The organism is Pseudomonas sp. LS2P72 (assembly GCF_054897865.1).
This window is the reverse complement of sequence record NZ_CM142708.1, coordinates 688015-707208: the sequence shown is the minus strand read 5'-3', so window position 1 is coordinate 707208 and position 19194 is coordinate 688015. Positions and strand designations below refer to the sequence as shown.

The 19194-nt window shown below is 55.9% G+C and carries 16 protein-coding genes; 7 read left to right on the top strand and 9 right to left on the bottom strand.

The genetic code is table 11. The features are described 5' to 3' along the window. Positions 1-123 precede the first annotated feature (123 nt). Positions 124-981, bottom strand: a complete 858-nt coding sequence (locus ACYZUA_RS03130; protein ID WP_461962044.1) for an SDR family oxidoreductase — start codon at positions 979-981, stop codon at positions 124-126. A 189-nt stretch (positions 982-1170) separates the two neighbouring features. Here ACYZUA_RS03130 and exbB point away from each other — a divergent pair, with 189 nt between their 5' ends. From exbB to ACYZUA_RS03100, 6 genes are all read left to right on the top strand, one after another. Further along, positions 1171-2139 carry a tonB-system energizer ExbB gene (gene exbB, locus ACYZUA_RS03125; protein ID WP_461962043.1) on the top strand — a complete coding sequence of 323 codons (969 nt, stop codon included), beginning with the start codon at positions 1171-1173 and terminating at the stop codon, positions 2137-2139. A gap of 6 nt (positions 2140-2145) precedes the next feature. Next, the gene (gene exbD / locus ACYZUA_RS03120) at positions 2146-2574 is read left to right on the top strand and encodes a TonB system transport protein ExbD (protein ID WP_008150131.1); all 429 of its coding nucleotides are present in this window, start codon (positions 2146-2148) and stop codon (positions 2572-2574) included. After that, complete coding sequence (locus ACYZUA_RS03115; protein WP_461962042.1) at positions 2571-3320, top strand: TonB family protein; 750 nt, start codon at positions 2571-2573, stop codon at positions 3318-3320. Before exbD ends, ACYZUA_RS03115 begins: the two co-directional genes overlap by 4 nt. A gap of 278 nt (positions 3321-3598) precedes the next feature. Next, positions 3599-4528, top strand: coding sequence for a hydrogen peroxide-inducible genes activator (locus ACYZUA_RS03110; RefSeq protein ID WP_008150125.1), 930 nt, complete (start codon positions 3599-3601; stop codon positions 4526-4528). 9 nt (positions 4529-4537) lie between these two features. Beyond that, positions 4538-6613, top strand: a complete 2076-nt coding sequence (gene recG, locus ACYZUA_RS03105; protein WP_461962041.1) for an ATP-dependent DNA helicase RecG — start codon at positions 4538-4540, stop codon at positions 6611-6613. Positions 6614-6691: 78 nt separating this feature from the next. After that, positions 6692-8092 (top strand): aminoacyl-tRNA deacylase and HDOD domain-containing protein, encoded by a 1401-nt coding sequence (locus ACYZUA_RS03100; protein ID WP_461962040.1) that lies wholly within the window; start codon positions 6692-6694, stop codon positions 8090-8092. 253 nt (positions 8093-8345) lie between these two features. Here ACYZUA_RS03100 and ACYZUA_RS03095 read toward each other — a convergent pair whose 3' ends face one another. Then, positions 8346-8735, bottom strand: a complete 390-nt coding sequence (locus tag ACYZUA_RS03095; protein ID WP_056738657.1) for a hypothetical protein — start codon at positions 8733-8735, stop codon at positions 8346-8348. Between the two features lie 501 nt (positions 8736-9236). Here ACYZUA_RS03095 and ACYZUA_RS03090 point away from each other — a divergent pair. Then, on the top strand, positions 9237-9620 hold the full coding sequence (locus ACYZUA_RS03090) for a DUF6124 family protein (RefSeq protein WP_461962039.1): 384 nt from the start codon (positions 9237-9239) through the stop codon (positions 9618-9620). Positions 9621-9664: 44 nt separating this feature from the next. On the opposite strand, the gene ACYZUA_RS03085 is transcribed toward ACYZUA_RS03090, so the two are convergent. From ACYZUA_RS03085 to ACYZUA_RS03055, 7 genes are all read right to left on the bottom strand, one after another. Continuing rightward, complete coding sequence (locus tag ACYZUA_RS03085; RefSeq protein WP_461962038.1) at positions 9665-10453, bottom strand: lysozyme inhibitor LprI family protein; 789 nt, start codon at positions 10451-10453, stop codon at positions 9665-9667. Between the two features lie 41 nt (positions 10454-10494). Beyond that, positions 10495-10977 carry an XAC2610-related protein gene (locus tag ACYZUA_RS03080; RefSeq protein WP_461962037.1) on the bottom strand — a complete coding sequence of 161 codons (483 nt, stop codon included), beginning with the start codon at positions 10975-10977 and terminating at the stop codon, positions 10495-10497. A 140-nt stretch (positions 10978-11117) separates the two neighbouring features. Next, positions 11118-11624: a hypothetical protein gene (locus ACYZUA_RS03075; RefSeq protein ID WP_461962036.1), complete on the bottom strand. Its 507-nt coding sequence runs from the start codon at positions 11622-11624 to the stop codon at positions 11118-11120. A 678-nt stretch (positions 11625-12302) separates the two neighbouring features. Continuing rightward, positions 12303-13046 (bottom strand): hypothetical protein, encoded by a 744-nt coding sequence (locus ACYZUA_RS03070; protein WP_461962035.1) that lies wholly within the window; start codon positions 13044-13046, stop codon positions 12303-12305. A 2-nt stretch (positions 13047-13048) separates the two neighbouring features. Continuing rightward, entirely contained in the window at positions 13049-16096 is a 3048-nt protein-coding gene (locus ACYZUA_RS03065; protein ID WP_461962034.1) for a hypothetical protein, read from the bottom strand. Then, positions 16093-17136 (bottom strand): tetratricopeptide repeat protein, encoded by a 1044-nt coding sequence (locus ACYZUA_RS03060; RefSeq protein ID WP_461962033.1) that lies wholly within the window; start codon positions 17134-17136, stop codon positions 16093-16095. Before ACYZUA_RS03060 ends, ACYZUA_RS03065 begins: the two co-directional genes overlap by 4 nt. After that, on the bottom strand, positions 17136-19181 hold the full coding sequence (locus tag ACYZUA_RS03055; protein WP_461962032.1) for a type VI secretion system Vgr family protein: 2046 nt from the start codon (positions 19179-19181) through the stop codon (positions 17136-17138). The genes ACYZUA_RS03060 and ACYZUA_RS03055 overlap by 1 nt, the downstream gene beginning before the upstream one ends. Positions 19182-19194 lie beyond the last annotated feature (13 nt).

Genomic DNA, 19194 nt, shown 5'->3' with positions numbered 1-19194 from the left:
AAAATCCAATTGTAGGAGCGAGGCTTGCCCGCGAAGGCGATGTAACAGCCAACATTGATGTTGGACGTTATGACGCCTTCGCGGGCAAGCCTCGCTCCTACAGTTGTTCGGTGTGTTTGTGGATCAGCTGCGCCCTTCAAGGATCGCGGCGTAACCTTCCCGATAGCTTGGGTACTTCGGTGTCCAGCCCAAGGCTTTCGCCCGAGCATTGCTGCATTGCTTACTGCCAGTGCGCCGCACACTCGCGTCTTCGGCCCATTCGGTCACGCCCAGATACTCACGCAACCAGCCCACCACTTCGGCCAGCGGCGCAGGCGCATCGTCCACACCGATGTAGACGTCATCCAGTGCCACACCGCGTCGATCAGCCTCAAGCAGAAACGCCATCAGCCCTGCCGCGTCATCGGCGTGAATGCGATTGCCATACAGCGGCGGATCGATGGCCACGCGATAACCCCCACGCACCTGCGTCACCAACCGTTCGCGCCCCGGTCCGTAAATGCCGGTCAAACGTACGATGCTGGCCGGGATACCGCTATCGAGCGCCACTTGCTCCGCCTCCAGCATCAATCGACCCGAATAGCCTGTTGCAATGGTCGGCGAAGTCTCATCGACCCACTCGCCATCCTGCTGGCCATACACACTGCTGCTGGATACAAACAGCAGACGGTCGGGCATCTGCCCATAATCGTCCAGCCACTCCAGCACATGCTTCAAGCCCTGAACATAAGCGGCGCGATAACCGGCTTCATCGTGATCGGTGGCGGCCGCGCAATACACCAGGTAATCCACCGCACCGACTGGCCAGGTCGCGGGACAGTCTTCATTGAACAAGTCACCGGCAACGCCGATCACGCCCTTTGGCAGACGCGAGACATCACGCCGCAAGCCGTGAACCTCCCATCCGCCAGCCAACAATTGCGTGGCCAGTCGACTACCAACATCACCACAGCCAGCGATCAAAACAGAGGGCGCGGACATCAGAAAACTCCCATCAGAAAGGCACAGACTAGCGCTGGCAATGGACGAGCGGCTAGCAATGAAGGAAAAAAAGATACTCTATTACTTTTGTTAACAAGAATTACTTGCAATAATGCCGGCCACTTTTGTTCTCGGCCTCACGAGGCCTGGAAGAACATTTACCGTCTTTTTCTCTCAGGTCCGGCCAGCATGACACGCAATCAATTCCCCGCTTCGCCAACCAAACGACCTCGCGCCTGGAGCGCGGTGGCCGCCCTGCTGCTCAGCCTGATGCTGGCGCCGACCGCCGCTTTCGCTGACGCACAAGCACCAGCCGCTCCGGCAGCCACTGCTGCTCCAGCCCCAACTCCAGCTGAGCATGTTACCCCGGCTGCGACCGACCCGGCCCAAGCTGTAGACACCACTGCCGAAGACGTTCCGCAAGTCCTCGAAGCCGACAACACCCTGGGCATGGCCCACGACCTGTCGCCGTGGGGCATGTACCAGAACGCCGACATCATCGTGAAAATCGTGATGATCGGTCTGGCCATCGCCTCGATCATCACCTGGACCATCTGGATCGCCAAAGGCTTCGAGCTGATGGGCGCCAAGCGTCGTCTGCGCAGCGAAATCGTCCACCTGAAAAAAGCCACCACCCTGAAAGAAGCCAGTGTGACCGCCACCAAGCAAGGCACCCTCGCCAATTTGCTGGTGCATGACGCCCTGGAAGAGATGCGCTTGTCGGTCAACAGCCGCGAGAAAGAAGGCATCAAGGAACGCGTCGCCTTCCGCCTCGAGCGTCTGGTTGCAGCCTGCGGTCGCAATATGAGCAGCGGCACCGGCGTGCTCGCCACCATCGGTTCCACCGCGCCGTTCGTCGGCCTGTTCGGTACCGTGTGGGGCATCATGAACAGCTTCATCGGCATCGCCAAAACCCAGACCACCAACCTCGCCGTCGTGGCTCCCGGCATCGCCGAAGCCCTGCTGGCAACCGCGTTGGGTCTGGTTGCAGCGATTCCGGCCGTTGTGATCTACAACGTCTTTGCCCGCTCTATCGCGGGTTACAAGGCCCAAGTGTCCGACGCTTCGGCTGAAGTCCTGCTGCTGGTCAGCCGTGACCTCGATCACCTGCCGACCGCCGAGCGCACCACGCAACCGCACATGGTCAAAGTAGGGTAATCCGCCATGGGCTTGCATTTGAAAGAAGGCGCAGACGACGATCTGGCCGAGAACCACGAAATCAACGTCACGCCGTTTATCGACGTGATGCTGGTGCTGTTGATCATCTTCATGGTGGCGGCCCCGCTCGCCACCGTGGACATCAAGGTCGACCTGCCAGCCTCCAGCGCCAAACCGGCTCCACGGCCAGAGAAACCAGTGTTCCTCAGCGTCAAGGCGGACCAACGCCTGTTCCTCGGCGAAGACGAAGTGAAGGCCGAAGCACTCGGCGCCACCCTCGACGCCAGGACCAAAGGCAAGAAAGACACGACGATCTTCTTCCAGGCCGATAAAGGCGTGGATTACGGCGACCTGATGAGCGTGATGGATAACCTGCGCTCTGCCGGTTACCTGAAGGTGGGTCTGGTCGGACTCGAGACGGCAGTCAAAAAATGATCACAACGCGCCAAAAGCTGACGCGTTACAGCGGGAGTCTGGCCGTGGTGCTGGGCGTCCATGCGCTGGCCATTGCGCTGGCGCTGAACTGGACGTCGCGCCCACCGATCGAACTGCCGCCACAGGCGATGATGGTCGAGTTGGCGCCGGTTCCCGCCCCGCCACCGCCGGCACCGCCGAAGGTCATAACGCCGCCACAGCCACCCGCCCCGGTGGAAGAACTGCCGATACCGAAGCTGGCTGAAGTGCCGAAGGCCGAGATCGCCGTGCCGAAACCGGTCAAACCCAAGCCAAAGCCTCAACCGCCCAAGCCTGTGGAAAAAAAACCGGAACCGCCTAAAGAGAAGCCGTCCGAGGAAAAACCGAGCGACGCGCAACCGACCCAGGCGCCAACGGAGAAATCCGCTCAGCCGGCACCGGGCCCATCACCGGCCCAGCAAGCGGCCAAGGCCAGCTGGCAAGGCACCCTGCTCGCTCACTTGGCCAAGTACAAGAAGTACCCGGCCAGTGCACAGGCGCGGGGCAAGGAAGGCATGAACCGTCTGCGCTTCGTGGTGGATGGTGAAGGTAACGTGTTGTCGTTCGAACTGGTCGGCGCTTCCGGCACTGCTGATCTGGACCGGGCCACTCTGGAAATGATCCGCCGCGCCCAACCGCTGCCCAAGCCACCGGCCGACATGTTGACCAATGGCGCCATCGAAATCGTTGCACCGTTTGTTTACTCACTGGAAAAACGCCGGCGCTAAAACACCGCCGTACCATTGTAGGAGTGAGCCTGCTCGCGATGAGGCCATCACATTCAACCTCTTCGGTGAATGGGATACCGCTATCGCGAGCAGGCTCACTCCTACAAGGATTTCTTCCAGCAGGAAAGTCCGCGATCAGGCACCCGAAAAGGTGCCTTTTGCATATCCGCCAGCGGCAAACCTGCTTTGCCCTGTGTCACTCAACGCACTCAGTCTGATAACGTGCGTCTATCGATTGCAGCCGGTATGCTTGGCCCGCAACTTCATGGACGCTTGCTATGACTCTTACAGAATTACGCTACATCGTTACCCTCGCCCAAGAGCAGCACTTCGGCCACGCGGCCGAGCGTTGCCATGTCAGCCAGCCGACCCTGTCGGTGGGCGTGAAAAAGCTTGAAGACGAACTCGGTGTGCTGATTTTCGAGCGCAGCAAGAGTGCCGTGCGCCTGACCCCGGTCGGTGAAGGCATTGTCGCCCAGGCGCAGAAAGTGCTGGAGCAGGCCCAAGGCATCCGCGAACTGGCCCAGGCCGGCAAGAACCAGCTGACCGCCCCGCTGAAAGTCGGCGCCATCTACACCGTCGGCCCGTACCTGTTTCCGCACCTGATCCCACAACTGCACCGGGTTGCCCCGCAGATGCCGTTGTACATCGAAGAAAACTTCACCCACGTGCTGCGCGACAAACTGCGCAACGGCGAGCTCGACGCGATCATCATCGCCCTGCCGTTCAACGAAGCCGACGTGCTGACCTTGCAGCTCTACGACGAGCCGTTCTACGTCCTGATGCCGGCCCAGCACCCGTGGACCCAAAAAGAATCCATCGACGCCGCCCTGCTCAACGACAAGAGCCTGCTGCTGCTCGGCGAAGGCCACTGCTTCCGCGATCAAGTGCTGGAAGCCTGCCCGACCCTGGCCAAAGGCAACGACGGCGCCAAGCACACCACGGTGGAATCCAGTTCCCTGGAAACCATCCGCCACATGGTTGCGTCCGGCCTCGGCATCTCGATCCTGCCGCTGTCGGCGGTCGACAGCCATCACTACGCCCCCGGCGTGATCGAAGTGCGCCCACTGACGCCTCCGGTGCCGTTCCGCACCGTGGCCATCGCCTGGCGCGCGAGCTTCCCGCGGCCGAAGGCGATTGAAATCCTCGCTGACTCCATTCGCCTGTGCTCGGTGGCCAAGCCACAAGCACCGGTGGTTGCGGCCTAAGTCGCTGCCATGACCGAGTTGTCGCAAGTGTCGGTGACGGCACTCAAGGGTGTCGGCGAAGCCATGGCCGAGAAGTTGGCCAAAGTCGGCCTGGAGAATCTCCAGGACGTGCTTTTTCACCTGCCGCTGCGCTATCAGGACCGCACTCGCGTGGTCCCGATCGGCCATTTGCGACCCGGGCAAGACGCCGTGATCGAAGGCACCGTCAGCGGCGCCGATGTGGTCATGGGCCGTCGCCGCAGCCTGGTGGTGCGCCTGCAGGACGGCACCGGCGGGCTCAGCCTGCGTTTCTACCACTTCAGCAACGCCCAGAAAGAAGGCCTCAAACGCGGTACGCGGATTCGCTGCTACGGCGAAGCACGGCCCGGTGCGTCGGGGCTGGAAATCTACCACCCGGAATACCGCGCCATCACCGGCGACGAGCCGCCGCCGGTGGACGAAACCCTGACCCCGGTTTACCCACTCACCGAAGGCCTGACCCAACAGCGCTTGCGCCAGTTGTGCATGCAGACCCTGACGATGCTCGGCCCCACCAGCCTGCCCGATTGGTTGCCGACCGAACTGGCGCGGGATTATCAACTGGCGCCGCTGGCCGATGCGATCCGCTACCTGCACCACCCACCCGCCGATGCCGATGTCGACGAACTCGCCCTCGGTCATCACTGGGCGCAGCACCGGCTGGCCTTCGAAGAACTGCTGACCCATCAACTGTCCCAGCAGCGTCTGCGCGAGAGCATGCGCTCCCTGCGCGCCCCGGCGATGCCGAAAGCCAGCAAGCTGCCGGCTCAATATCTGGCCAACCTCGGCTTCACTCCGACCGGCGCTCAGCAACGGGTCGGCAACGAAATCGCCTACGACCTTAGTCAGCATGAGCCCATGTTGCGGTTGATTCAGGGCGACGTCGGCGCGGGTAAAACCGTGGTCGCTGCCCTCGCCGCACTGCAAGCGCTGGAGGCCGGATATCAAGTCGCGCTGATGGCGCCCACCGAAATCCTCGCCGAGCAGCACTTCATCACCTTCAAGCGCTGGCTCGAACCGCTGGGCATTGAAGTCGCATGGCTGGCCGGCAAGCTCAAAGGCAAGAACCGCGCGGCCGCACTGGAGCAGATTGCCAACGGCGCACCGATGGTGGTCGGCACCCACGCGCTGTTCCAGGACGAAGTGCAGTTCAAAAATCTCGCACTGGCGATCATCGACGAACAGCATCGCTTCGGCGTGCAGCAACGGCTGGCGTTGCGGCAGAAAGGCGTCGGCGGGCGGATGTGTCCGCATCAGCTGATCATGACCGCCACACCGATTCCCCGGACGCTGGCCATGAGCGCCTACGCCGACCTCGACACCTCGATCCTCGACGAACTGCCGCCCGGCCGAACCCCGGTGAATACGGTGCTGGTCACCGACACCCGGCGCATCGAAGTCATCGAGCGGGTACGCGGCGCGTGTGCCGAAGGGCGTCAGGCCTATTGGGTGTGCACGCTGATTGAAGAGTCGGAAGAGCTGACCTGCCAAGCGGCGGAAACGACTTACGAAGACCTCACCGCCGCCCTCGGCGAGCTGAAGGTCGGGCTGATCCACGGCCGCATGAAGCCCGTCGAGAAAGCCGCCGTCATGGCCGAATTCAAGGCCGGCAACCTGCAACTGCTGGTCGCCACCACGGTGATTGAAGTCGGCGTCGACGTGCCCAACGCCAGCCTGATGATCATCGAAAACCCAGAACGCCTCGGGCTTGCGCAATTGCACCAGTTGCGCGGTCGTGTGGGTCGGGGCAGCGCCGCCAGCCATTGCGTGCTGCTCTACCATCCACCGCTGTCACAGATCGGTCGTCAGCGTTTGGGCATCATGCGCGAAACCAACGACGGGTTTGTCATCGCCGAAAAAGACCTCGAGCTGCGCGGCCCCGGCGAAATGCTCGGCACGCGTCAAACCGGCCTGCTGCAATTCAAGGTCGCCGACCTGATGCGCGACGCCGATCTGCTGCCCGCCGTGCGCGACGCCGCCCAGGCGCTGATGGAACGCTGGCCGGATCACGTCAGCCCGCTGCTCGACCGCTGGCTACGTCATGGGCAGCAATACGGCCAAGTGTGAGCACCGTCGCAGTTTCTGAACCACCGTTCTGAGCAAGCTGGTTATACTCCTGCCATTGTTTTAAAACGGATACAGACCATGACCGAAGTTGCCCTCGCACCCGCCACCCCGCACGCTCCGTCGGTTATTCGGCTGATGCTGGGCAAACTGGGTATCGCCTACGAAGAAGTCCTCGACCATCACGGCCTGAACGCCGCACGCAAAGTGCAGGCTGTTCTGCTTGATGACGCCGTGGGCACGCTCATGGTGCTGTTCCCGCAGAGCCAATTGCTGGACCTCAATCGCCTCGCCGAACTGACCGGCCGCCGCCTCACCGCCGTGTCCACCGAACGCCTGGTAAAAATGCTCGGCAAACACAACCTGAGCCTGCTGCCCGGCATGCCGGCGCTCACCAGTTCACCGTGCCTGTATGAAGAAAGCCTGCTGCGCGAGCCGAAGTTGCTGATCAACTCAGGCGAGCCGGGCGTGTTGCTGGAGATCACCAGCGAAGACTTCAAGACCATGCTGACCAAGGCCAGCGCCGCCAACTTCGGCGAAGCGCTGATCAGCATTCGCCCGAACCTCGACCGCCCTCACGATGACCGCGAGGAAATCACCCAGGCTGTTCAAGCGTTCACCGCACGGCGCATCCAGCAACGCCTGGAAGAGACCATCGAGATTCCGCCGCTGGCCGAGACCGCGCAGAAAATCATCAAACTGCGCGTCGACCCCAACGCCACCATTGACGACATCACTGGCGTCGTCGAAACCGACCCGGCGCTGGCCGCACAGGTTGTGAGCTGGGCGGCGTCGCCGTACTACGCCTCGCCGGGCAAGATTCGCTCAGTAGAAGACGCCATCGTGCGGGTGCTGGGCTTCGACCTGGTGATCAACCTGGCGCTGGGCCTGGCTCTGGGCAAAACCCTGAGCCTGCCCAAGGACCATCCGCAACACACCACGCCGTACTGGCAGCAATCGATCTACACCGCCGCCGTCATCGAAGGCCTGACCCGCGCCATGCCCCGCGCCCAACGCCCGGAAGCCGGCCTGACCTACCTCGCCGGCCTGCTGCACAACTTCGGCTACTTGCTACTGGCCCACGTCTTCCCGCCACACTTCTCGCTGATCTGCCGCCACCTGGAGGTCAACCCGCACCTGTGCCACAGCTACGTCGAGCAACACTTGCTGGGCATCAGCCGTGAACAGATCGGCTCGTGGCTGATGCGCTACTGGGACATGCCCGAAGAACTGGCCACAGCGCTGCGCTTCCAGCACGACCCAAGCTACGACGGCGATTACGCCGAGTACCCGAATCTAGTGTGCCTGGCGGTGCGTTTGCTGCGTAGCCGTGGCGTCGGCTCCGGGCCAGATGAAGACATTCCGGACGCCTTGCTGGAACGTGTGGGCCTGACGCGCGACAAGGCCAACGATGTGGTCAGCAAAGTGCTTGAGGCTGAAGTGCTGCTGCGTGAACTGGCTTCGCAATTCACCCAGGCCTAAAGCACTACGGGCAGGCCCACTCCCACAGGATTTACGCGATCCCTGTGGGAGCGGGCTTGCCCGCGATGAATCCCCCGCCGATCAACCTGAATCACCACACCCCCTGTGGTGAGGGGATTTATCCCCGTTCGGCTGCGCAGCAGTCGCAAACCCAGCCAACACGGTACGCCTGATACAACCCAGTCTCAGGTTTGAGGGCCGCTTCGCAGCCCAACGGGGATAAATCCCCTCGCCACAGGGTTAATCATCGACCTCAAGCCTTGGCTTTTACCTTCGCCTTCCGCGGCTTCAAATACTTGGTCAACCCCTGAAACCAGATCACCAGCGCCGGGTTGCCCTTGATCTGAATCGACTTGTCCTGAATCCCCGTCATAAACGCCAACTGCTTGTTCTTCGCCTGCATCGTGGCAAAGCCATACGCCGCATCTTTAAAGGCAATCGCAAACGCCGGCTCGGCATACACGCCGGACTTACTGGTAATTCGCTGATCCTTCACAAAGAAATGCCGCGCCACTTTCCCGTCCAGGGTCTGTAATTGGAATACAAGCTCCTTGTCACCCAACTGCTGCTGAAACGCAGGATTAGTCCGACTGGCCTTACCCATCAACAAACCCAGCATCCACAGAAGAAAACGAAATTTCATGCGCACAGCCTCAAAAGGAAAATGAACGGCCGGCGCAGTGTAGCGGCTTCAAGCAAGAACGCCACTGTCTGGTTGCGTTAGAAGAAGATGCAGGTCTTTTTGACGCTGATGACTACCAAGTCATTGACGAAACCAACTGTTTAAAAGCGAAGATATTTTGATCTTTCTACGCTCGAGTCCATCGGATATTTCCTTCAACACGCGGTGCTGTTCGTGAACTAGGCAGCCTTAGGTTTCACCGATAGTCTTTGTTCGTTACCGCAAAAACGGTGACACGGACGTGCAAGTCCGGTACATATCGCCGCACAATCGCCAATCCGAACATCGAGCGTTTTCATGCTCGCTGTAAATGATTTATGGCGGCTGTGCGTGGGAGGTCCCTTTGGGGTCTGCCGGGGTCCGATATGCCCGGTCTTGCACACCTGCGCATGGCTGCCACCCTTATTCGAATGCAAGCGAAGAGGACACAGCCACATCCAAAACACATATCGGGACATACCAATGATCAAGCCAACACCCAATCCTCCAGAACACGAAGACACATCCCCCTACGAATCCTTCGATTCCAAAAAGCTCCACGAAGCCGCCGAGCGCGCCCTAGATCTTCACCTCGGCACACCTGCGGATAAAAAACCTAAACGTCGCAATGGCGACCTCTTCATCGTCGCTCCCGACCTCCACACCGAAACCCTTCTGGCCAACGCCTCAGAAGACCTGCTATCCATCGGGGCCATCGCCGCCGACCTGGCCGACAGCGTAGAAGGCTCACGCCGCTCCGTTGCACTGGCACTCAGCAGAATGGCGGTCGGTGTGCATCTGTTAGTGGAGCGAGCGCTGGATCATATTGATTCGCCGGATCCGGCGGAGCATCGAGCGAAGGTGTAAGCAGAAACAAGGAGCGCGCCTGCATGGCGCGCTCCCAAAAATTTCTACAGTGCGAAATCCGAGACTTCACTGAGCATCCAGCATTGCCCACGCACGAAGCGATACTCAACCACGTAGTCCGTATCAGGCTTTTGCAAAATGGCCGTCGCCTTATCCCCTCTCTGCTCTTTGACGGTTAACGTCAGCTCTTCAGCCTCTCGCTTCGCACGCTCAGGCACAAGTGGAAACTTGATCTGATCGTCACTCAGCGAACGCTTTTCCTGTTGCAGCTCGGGCTCAGCATCCACCGTCACCATAAAACTAAGGGGGCGTTGGACGAAGACCTTTTGAATAGCCGCACTCTCAGAGAAGGAAGCGAGGAAAGTGTTGAAGTCAGCGGATGGGCAGGCAACGTCAGCAGTTTGAGCGGCTGAACCAGCCGAAATGTCAGGTGCAATCTTGTCCAGATAAACCGAACGCTCTCGGCTCATTCCCGTGATGCAACTGTTCACTGTCGTGACATAAGCAGGCTTGCCGGGCTCAATCTCAAACGCCTCAAGATGGCAATTCGCATCACGCAGCTTAATCCACGCACGCTGCGACTCTTTCACCTTCACCACATACGCTGCCCGCAATTCGGGATTGGCTTGATACTGGGTTTCGAGCCGCGCCAGCAGTTGGTGATAACTCGTATTCAAACGTGAATCAGCAGTGGCCTTCGATGCCGCAGAGCACTTATCAATTTGTTGGCTTTTGGTGATCTCGTTGCACTGATCCTGAGCAAGCACCGTTGAAACCGGCAAAACGGCTTGGCATGTCAGCGTACAAAGAATCCCTAAAAAAAAGCGTTTCACTGTCCTCTGTCCTTGATCTATTCAGATGAAATCCAGGCAACCTAATCTGGGGAAAAACTGGTGACACAGAGCTTTGGCTCATTCATTTCCCAGAAGGTGCTGAGCAGAGTTCTCTTGTCGCGCTCTAGGCGCAGATTGGCGAAATCGTCGCCACAAGCTGGAGTCAGTTCCTTGAAGAAACCTGCTTCAGGCTGGTAAACAAAAATCCTGTGAACGGTGTAGGTGCCCATCCCGTCATCGACATGCCAGACCGCAAAGTCTTTCATGCCATCGAAGTTGAAGTCATCAATCTGTACATGCAGGTCGTTTAGCGCTTCGAAAGTAATTGTCTTGGTTATAGCCAGGACATCACTTTTTACGCTGACGGTAAAGGTTGATCCGTCTTGTGTCACGACAGCTTCAACCTTTTCTAGTGGCTCAAAAGTGGCAATCTGCGAAACGGTCGAACCCAGTGCGGGAATGGCATTAGCGAGAGGCAAAATCAAAAGAGCGCTCAGTACTGATCGATTGAAAAATCGATTCATCCAATCATCCTTAAAAAGCTGCAATTACAAATCTTTGGGGAAGTCGGAGAAGGAGACACCTGCCTTTAATAAATCTGTCCCCTTTTCTATAGCTAACCTACCTTAAGTAATTCTGCCCCCCCCATTTATACGACTAACATTTACTTCACACCAGGCTCGACGTAATAAGTTTTAGCGCGTTTAAGGAGCGACAAGAAACTCTTCCTTACCTCATTCGTGTCCTTTTCCTCACCGCATGTATCTATAAAAAACACGTGGCTTTTTCCTGCTTCAAATGACGTGGTAAAGCAAACCGCACCCAAAAAATAAACGCCCTCTACACCAGACCAATTGCTACCAGAATATGTCCTTGCCTTTGCCAAAGGATGCGAACCAGTTCCAACTTTCAAGCCATCCTTCTCTTGAACATAATCTCCAGATATTGCATCCGCCAAAGTCATATCTTCGCAACTGATTTTGATATTCCGCACCCTGCCGTCTTTATATTTGTATTTAATAATGGTCTCACCTTCACTTGTATCCTCAGATGAAAAGCCCGAGGAATTGCTTGCTTTCATTCCACAACCATCGGTTTCAACAATTAGATTTTCGCCAGCGTGTGCCAGAAAGAATGAGGAAAGCAAATAAAAAGCTACGATCTTAATCACTGTTTTTGCCTCTTAATGAACGACGGAATTGGTGCTGGCAACTCTCCAGGCCCTGGGCTTGGATATAACAGATCCGACAATATCGCTTGTACATTGGTAAATGCATCTCTTCGTTCAGGCAATCCATTCATACGTATCGTCGTAGTCGGCTTACCTGTATTCACATGACGCCCAACTAGATCCAGTGTTGGATTGCTCAGTCTACTCTCCGCGCTGAGAGAAACGCTACACTGGTGTGTCTTCCAGTTAAAGTCCTCACACACGTCCACCCGCCACGCAACATTCATAGCGACAGGATCGCTTGTTTTATTGGCCTTATTTTTCGCCCACCAAAAACCAGCGCTTTCAGCTTGGTCATAAGATTCTGATCCAACCGCATTTCTCCAAGCTACGTTCTGAGTTTCATTGTTTACTTGCCGACCGCGATGCTTAAAGTACTTGATGTAATTATCTTTATGCGTTACCTGAATAATCCCCCGACCATACCAATCTCCGTAGGTCTTGCCTTTACCCTCTCCAAGTTCCGAAAACTGAGAAAAGAACCCAAAGAAAAGGGGACGAATTTATTTATTGGCGACCATATCATCACAAATAAACCCGTCCCCTTTGGGCTGTTCAAAATAGAGCGGATTTATTTACGTTAAAAAACAATCCGCCCCAATTCGCTCAATATTAAGTTTACTTCAACAACGCTTTCAAACTTTCATAATCATAGCGTGTAAAGGTTTTTTCGATACCTTTTTCCGCCACTTCCAAATACTGAGGAGACTTCAAGTCACTGGCCTTATATACAGAGAAGATTACGTCAGAGTTGAACTGATGTTGGGTGCTGCCTTGCTTAACAGCACCCGACGGCGATTTAGATACCAAATCGTCCTGAGATTTATAAGTTCTCACCAAATGGATGTCCTTGTACTGAGCCTCATCTACATTCAAAGCTACCGACGGAGTCCTGTTCAAAGACTCTATTGAGATTCTTCCCGCTATGTTCTTCCACTCGTCAGAAAACTCATAGATCGACTCCTCATAATCCTCGACGAGCTGTCTGTTAAGATCACAAACAGCCTTGTTGATGAGAATACCATTTCTGTCATTACGTATATTTGCATATATGCAATCGACAACGACATTGCCTCCTTGCCTACTCAGCGTAAAGTACGCTTCAAACGGAGTGCTCGATGCCAGGTTTTCATAGTGCAACGCTTTAGTGCCATTGAAGTCAACGAAGTCTCTCGTAACTTCTCCTTTATCGCCAATGACACCTTCAACAATTTTGCTTCCGCCCGACCAGCTAACTTTCAGGCTCTGAGTCGCTTCATCTACTTCATAAACATCGCCCGTAGAGACCGTTGCTTTTTCAGCAGCAGATACGGTAAACGAGAGGCCAATGAACAACAAGACAAACAGGTTTTTCTTTTTCATTCTTATCGAGTCTCCGGCGCTACGGATGTAGCTCTCAAAATAGCTTCAAATTTAGTGGCATAACTCGCGATCAGAACCTTCTGATCAGAACCGTTGATAACTTTACGGGCGCCTTGATAGTCCTTGGTGGTGTTATTTACATAGGTGCCCAATTTTTGATTGGTAAAAATACCCTCTTTCATACCCCAAATCATAATGGGAACTGAATTTTTAAATCCAGCAGCCTCTTCAGGACTTCCAACAAAATCTATCCCGAAATAATCTTTGGCTTTCTGATAGTTGTTTTTCCATGTCAAGTGCACCAAACCACGCCCGCGGTATTTAAAACCGTCACCTTGGACGGTGTTTCCGTTACCTATCGCTCTCTCCCTATGCGCAGCACTCGCTGCAAGAACAGGATCATACTTGTAGAAATAACTAACCGACCCAATCTCCGGCGCGGCACTAAAATATTCTGCGATTGTGTAGTTGTATGCCTCATGCCTCGCCGTTGCGAACATATACGACAATTCATATATCGTCAGCATTTCTCTATTTTTATCGACGTAGATATTTATGTTTTTTACGATTTCCCGTAGATTTTCTTTCGACTTCGCTGAAAGTGCGGGAGATTCCGCTTGGAATGATGCGTGCTGTTCGGCATACATAGCAACAAATCGCTCTACATCTATGTATACGGATTGACTCATGAAATTATCAAGCAACGCTATCGGGTGAAAATGCCAAATCAAACTAGAACTGATAGCCGCCTTTCCCGCGAGCTCATCCCAAAAAACATACTTATCAATACGCTCTTTCTCATGCTTCAACGTTTTGGGGGAGGTTTCTAATAACTGATCTAATTTACTCCACTTTGCAGAGTCCGCTTTGTCCTTCCATTCGGTCGGATGATGAGCGATCAACTTCGACCACCGTGAACGTGTTTCAGCATTTTTTAACGCATTCGCGAGCTCAGCTGGTTCGACTTGGCCGTCGTGGTTTGTGTCAATTTTTGCGAACAAGTCTTTAAAGAACTGCGGCATGTCTTCGGGATCAAGGAAACCATCCGCCGTAGCGTTTGTTTCTTCAACAATCTGGAACCCCAGTTTTTCCCAGTCGTGCTGGGTGATGATTTTCGCGCCTGCTTTTTTTACCAGTCCGCTAACCGGTTGACCGTCGTCGGTGATGCTAACGTTGTACCAGTCTTCCGGGCCGACTTTGACCACAGGGGCCTTGCCGAGGTCGACAGCGTGGTCGAGCTTTAGCGGTGTCGTGCCAGTCGCCGGGGCTACTTTCTTAAGCTCCGTTCCGGTCGGCAATTGAAGGTACTGCTTACCTGTTTTAAGGCCAGCGAGGTTTTTGAGGAAATCTTTCACTTCCGCTTCGGCGGTGAATATTTCGACGTGAACCTGAAACTTGCTGTCCGACGCGCCTTGCTCGCTGGTGAGATTTTCCGTCTGCCCCAAGTAGCCGATCGGGTCACCCGCCTTGATGCCGGTGCTGGTGGCTACAACACTATCGAATTCGCTGGGCGTGACGGTCTCCCAACTTACGTATTTATTCGGCGGTACGTTCTCCACACAGGCCCAGAACGTCGGCGGCATAACACCATTCCCCCAAAGCGAACCACTCACTAATGTGCAAGCGGCCATGCGCAGCGTTTGATTGCCGACGGAAAGGTTTAACACCGCTTTACTGTCGAACTCGATGACGCTGCCAACGTTCAGCTGCAGCGTCCCTTTCGGACTACCGGCTGGCTGTCCATTAGTAGGGGTTGCAGGCGCGTCGTACAGCGGCAAGCGCTTCACCAACTTCGCTTTAACCTTGCCCTGCCAATAGTTCGGCCGAAGACGCTCGGGCAGCAACTCTTCCTTCCAGATTTGAGTATTTGCGGTGTTTTTGTAGGGCTCTCCATTTTTCAGGTAAGCGAACCAGACTGCATCTCCAACACCACGGGTTTTGGTCGAGCCTTTTTTCACGCTTCCGGAAAGAATTTTACCTTTGGCATAAGTCAGCTCGCCGCTGTCGGCCGTTTCGAGAATTTCCAGTCGAGTGCCATTAACCAGTTTTCCGTCGGCCTGCGAGACGACACCGGGCGGGGGCGCAGTTGGATAGGCATTGAAGTCACCGACTTTCATGGTGACTTTCTTGGCGGGCGTTTCTTCAGGGGCCAGCGGGTAACGAGCATGAGGTAACAAGTGCATGTAGAGGCTGTAGAAATTCAGCTTGTTTTGCTTGCCCTTGTTAGGTCCTTCTTCCGCGTTCGGTGCCGATTTGTATTCGTGACGCACCAGGCAGAAGGAGTTGGAGTACTTCAGTTTTTTCTCGTTGTCGCCGAAAGTCGACTCTAGATAATCTTCGTTAAGACGATAAGCAAGGACTTCGCCATCGGCCATACAGCGTATCGGCTCATTCAGTACGCATTGCGGGGCGCTTGCATTGGTGATGTGGATGCCGCCGTGCCAGAACTTGTTACTGCCGAGCAGGTAGTGACCCGAGGTTTCACCTTCGAGTGCAGCGTAAACTTCTTCCGCGTTGGCGAACTGCTTGCCATCAGCTTTTCTGAACGGATATTGGAAGTTCATCAATGGCGCAGGCCCCGCCGGTGCAGGTGCAGGAGCAGCCGCTGGCGCCGGTTGCGCTCCCGTCCTGTATTGGGCTTTCGGACGCAAAAACTTTTCTGGCATCGGCCAGTAACCGCTCAGGTGTCCGTACTTAGCGGATTTTGGTCCCGAGGAAGATTGCGAGCCGAAAAAATTCCCCGCGGTCCGTACTGCGTTGATGTCCTCGACTACCCCCGTATGCCCATGGAAATTGATCCAGAGTGCAATATCGCCGGGCTCGACGCTCGCGAGCGGGATGACGTCAAAATGGGTTACATCAACATTTAACTGCCCCGTAGTCCGGTATGGGATTGAATATCCCGCATCCTTCAACATTCGGTACAACAGACCTGAGCAATCGATTTCCTTGCGACCGTCGGCATCGGCGTCGGCGTACCCTTTCGCAGGGCCGTATTCATATTGGCTATGTGGGTAGTTAGCCCGCTGTTCGAGTAGTCCGGTACTCATCGGAAGCTTCCTGCTTTAAGACATTGAGTTGAGTTATCAGCCACGACGCCCTGGGCAGCCAAGTGGTCAACACCTCGCGTACCGACCTCACTGTCCATTTTCTGGACCTCCAGATAACAAGCCATTGCTCTGGGCAGATCAGCAGGGACGACAGTGCCGACTTCATACGCCTCCCCTAGTTGGATAAGTGCATCAACTGAGCCTCGGCGCGCGGCGCTTGCCAATGCGGCCATTGACTGTTGCGGATTAATACAGACGTGCTTGTCGTCGTATTCACCCTCATCGCAGTAAAAGTTTGCAAGCGTCACACCTGCGTCGGGAATGCTTTTTGAAGCAGTGACCAAAAGATCCAGAATTCTGGTGTTATCCAGGCGTGGGGCTTGTCCAGAAAGACTGATTCCCGCAGCAGACAATGCAGCCTGCGGCGAACCTTGTTGAGCTCCGGCTAAATAGCTATCCAGTGCTGCGGCGTACAGGTAAACACCGGATTCGGGCGAAGCATGATTAGCCAACCGGTCAAACCACACACCTTTCTTCAGCTCTCGCTCACCGGGCGATAGTTTTTCCGTTCCAGCCACACCCTCTAAAACGTTTTCAAGCGACCAATCTTCGACACGGCTCAGAACCCAGCAGTTGTCTTTTTTGAAGACGAAAATTTTCAGAAATCCGCCCGTCTCGTCACGAACGATCACCTTGTTAGGTAATTCGACCTTAATGGTGAGATCTGACTCACCAGCTTTTTCTGGAATGAGAACGCTCAATTCAGTAGCGTCCAGGGTTTTGAGTTTACGTTTGACTACCTTCGGCTTGTCGCCATCGAAAACCACTCGAATCTCTTCAACGGGAGAGGCGATAAAGGCCTTCTGTATCTCAGGCTGGGAGGCGAAAACTTTAACGAACTCTGCAAAGTCGTCGCTCGGACATTGAGCATCAATGGACGACGAGCCAAAGGCACCGGTGTGCATACCTAAGGTCAGCAGTACGAGGGAGAACCACTTCAATTGCCTTACATTTTTGTTTGTTCTAATCACGAATTTCATCACTCAGAAAACACAAAAAAAGCCTTCGGCTTAACTTTCTCAGGCGGCGCATTCAATAACGCCTGATCCATCAAACTCCCCGCCTTATCCTTATCCGCCGCCCCCGGCAGCACCGGCGGTTTAATCCCAATCCCTGTCCCACTCCCCGCCGACCCACCGGCATTAATTTTCACCACCGGCCCAACAACAGTAATCCCACCAGCGTCGAGTTTAATAAAGCTCCCACCCGCCTTCACGGTGAGCTCCATCCCAGCTTCGATGACAATCTTGTCCCCAGCCTTAAGATGAATCTCTTTCCCAACGCTAGTCAGCTGCGCAGTCCCCAACTTCACATGCTGGTTCTGCCCAATCGTCAGGTGATCATCCATCCGCGCTTCAGTCTTGCGATCCGCAATCGTGGTCCGATGCTCTTCCGCCTTCAACTCGGTGTACGTGTTCTTCACCACCGTGTCGTGGCGTTCATTCCCCACCCGAATCTTCTGATCATGCTCAATGTTTTCATCCCAATCCCGCTGGGCATGAATAAAGATCTGCTCGGCCCCTTTCTTGTCTTCAATCCGCAGTTCATTGAACCCACCGCCCCCCGGTGAGCTGAGGGTTTTGAACACGGTTCGGGTTTTGTTCGCCGGCAAATCGTACGGAACCTGGTTTTCCTTGTGATACAGGCACCCAGTCACCAGCGGCTGATCGGGATCGCCTTCGAGGAAGGTCACCAGCACTTCCATACCAATGCGCGGGATGGCGATGGCGCCATAACGATCGCCGGCCCAACTGCTCGATACACGCATCCAGCAGCTGGTTTTATCATCAGCCAACCCTTCGCGGTCCCAGTGGAATTGCACCTTGATGCGGCCGTACTGGTCGCAGTGAATCTCTTCGCCTTTAGGCCCGGTGACCATAGCGGTCTGGCTGCCGAGCACACGCGGCTTTGGATGTTCCAGCGCCGGACGGTAGAACACGTCCCACGGCGTGGCGAGGAAGCGGTTGCGGTAGCCCTGGTGGAAGTCGTCCTTGTCGTCGGTGGTGTCGCTGGTGTCGCTGGTCACGGACTCTTCGAGGACTTGCGGTTGTTTGCCTTCGTGGAAGATTTCGGTGAGCAGCCACAGGTCGTTCCACTCGGTGCGCGGGTGGTCGGACATTTCCAGGAAGTGGCCGCTGATCAGGCGGGTCTGATCGCCGTGGCCTTCGGCCTGGCGGTAGTCGGCGCGGTGGCGTTCGAGGGCGCGTTGGCTGAGGAATTTGCCGCGCGCGCGGTCGATGAAGCGGCCGGGGTAGTCGTAGTCTTCGAGGTCCGGCGCGTCGCTTTGCGCCTCGGGTTTGTAGGCGGATTCGAGTTGCAGACGCGGTTTTTCGAAGTCGTAGTCGCGGCGGGTGACGCGGCCGGTGCGGGTTTCCAGGCGCAGCTTGAAACCTTTGATTACCGGCTCGTCGGCGACCATGCCGCTGCCTTGGACGTAAGCGGTGGGCTGGCCGAGTTTGGGGAACACGGTCTGGTCATCGCCGAATACCAAAAGATGACCTTTGGAGCTGTGCTGGAAGTGGTAGTGAATGCCTTCTTCTTCGCACAGGCGCTGGACGAAGTGCAGGTCGGTTTCGTCGTACTGCACGCAGTAGTCGCGGTCCGGGCAGGGTGTGCTCAGCTGGAAGTTGTAGACGTTGCCCTTGATGCCATGCTCGTCGAGGATCAGTGCGATGATTTTCGGCGCCGACATCTGCTGGTAAATGCGTTGGTTGGTGCGGTGGTGCAGGTATTGCAGTTGCGGCACCAGGGAGATTTTGTAGCGGGTCAGGCGTTTGCCGGCATCGCCTTGGGCAACGCGGTAGATCTGGCCGTGGATGCCGCTACCTTGTGGATCGAACGCCAAAAAGGCCTGCTTGTGCAGGAGCTTTTCCAGGTCCAGATCGGGGTTTTCGCTGACCAGTTCCAGGTCGAAGCGATACGGCTGGCTGATGCCTTCGGTGCCGGTGAACGACAGCACTTGCAGGTCGCCGACGTAGTCTTCGACGGTCAGGCTGAAATGCGTTTCGTTGGAAGGGTTAAACATTGTTTGCTCCCTG

Bases quoted from the DNA above. Each gene is read 5' to 3' on its own strand.
- ACYZUA_RS03095 (WP_056738657.1), bottom strand. From the start codon at position 8,735: ATGAAATTTCGTTTTCTTCTGTGGATGCTGGGTTTGTTGATGGGTAAG.
- ACYZUA_RS03130 (WP_461962044.1), bottom strand. From the start codon at position 981: ATGTCCGCGCCCTCTGTTTTGATCGCTGGCTGTGGTGATGTTGGTAGT.
- ACYZUA_RS03115 (WP_461962042.1), top strand. From the start codon at position 2,571: ATGATCACAACGCGCCAAAAGCTGACGCGTTACAGCGGGAGTCTGGCC.
- recG (WP_461962041.1), top strand. From the start codon at position 4,538: ATGACCGAGTTGTCGCAAGTGTCGGTGACGGCACTCAAGGGTGTCGGC.
- ACYZUA_RS03100 (WP_461962040.1), top strand. From the start codon at position 6,692: ATGACCGAAGTTGCCCTCGCACCCGCCACCCCGCACGCTCCGTCGGTT.
- exbB (WP_461962043.1), top strand. From the start codon at position 1,171: ATGACACGCAATCAATTCCCCGCTTCGCCAACCAAACGACCTCGCGCC.
- exbD (WP_008150131.1), top strand. From the start codon at position 2,146: ATGGGCTTGCATTTGAAAGAAGGCGCAGACGACGATCTGGCCGAGAAC.
- ACYZUA_RS03060 (WP_461962033.1), bottom strand. From the start codon at position 17,136: ATGAAATTCGTGATTAGAACAAACAAAAATGTAAGGCAATTGAAGTGG.
- ACYZUA_RS03070 (WP_461962035.1), bottom strand. From the start codon at position 13,046: ATGAAAAAGAAAAACCTGTTTGTCTTGTTGTTCATTGGCCTCTCGTTT.
- ACYZUA_RS03080 (WP_461962037.1), bottom strand. From the start codon at position 10,977: ATGAATCGATTTTTCAATCGATCAGTACTGAGCGCTCTTTTGATTTTG.
- ACYZUA_RS03110 (WP_008150125.1), top strand. From the start codon at position 3,599: ATGACTCTTACAGAATTACGCTACATCGTTACCCTCGCCCAAGAGCAG.
- ACYZUA_RS03055 (WP_461962032.1), bottom strand. From the start codon at position 19,181: ATGTTTAACCCTTCCAACGAAACGCATTTCAGCCTGACCGTCGAAGAC.
- ACYZUA_RS03090 (WP_461962039.1), top strand. From the start codon at position 9,237: ATGATCAAGCCAACACCCAATCCTCCAGAACACGAAGACACATCCCCC.
- ACYZUA_RS03065 (WP_461962034.1), bottom strand. From the start codon at position 16,096: ATGAGTACCGGACTACTCGAACAGCGGGCTAACTACCCACATAGCCAA.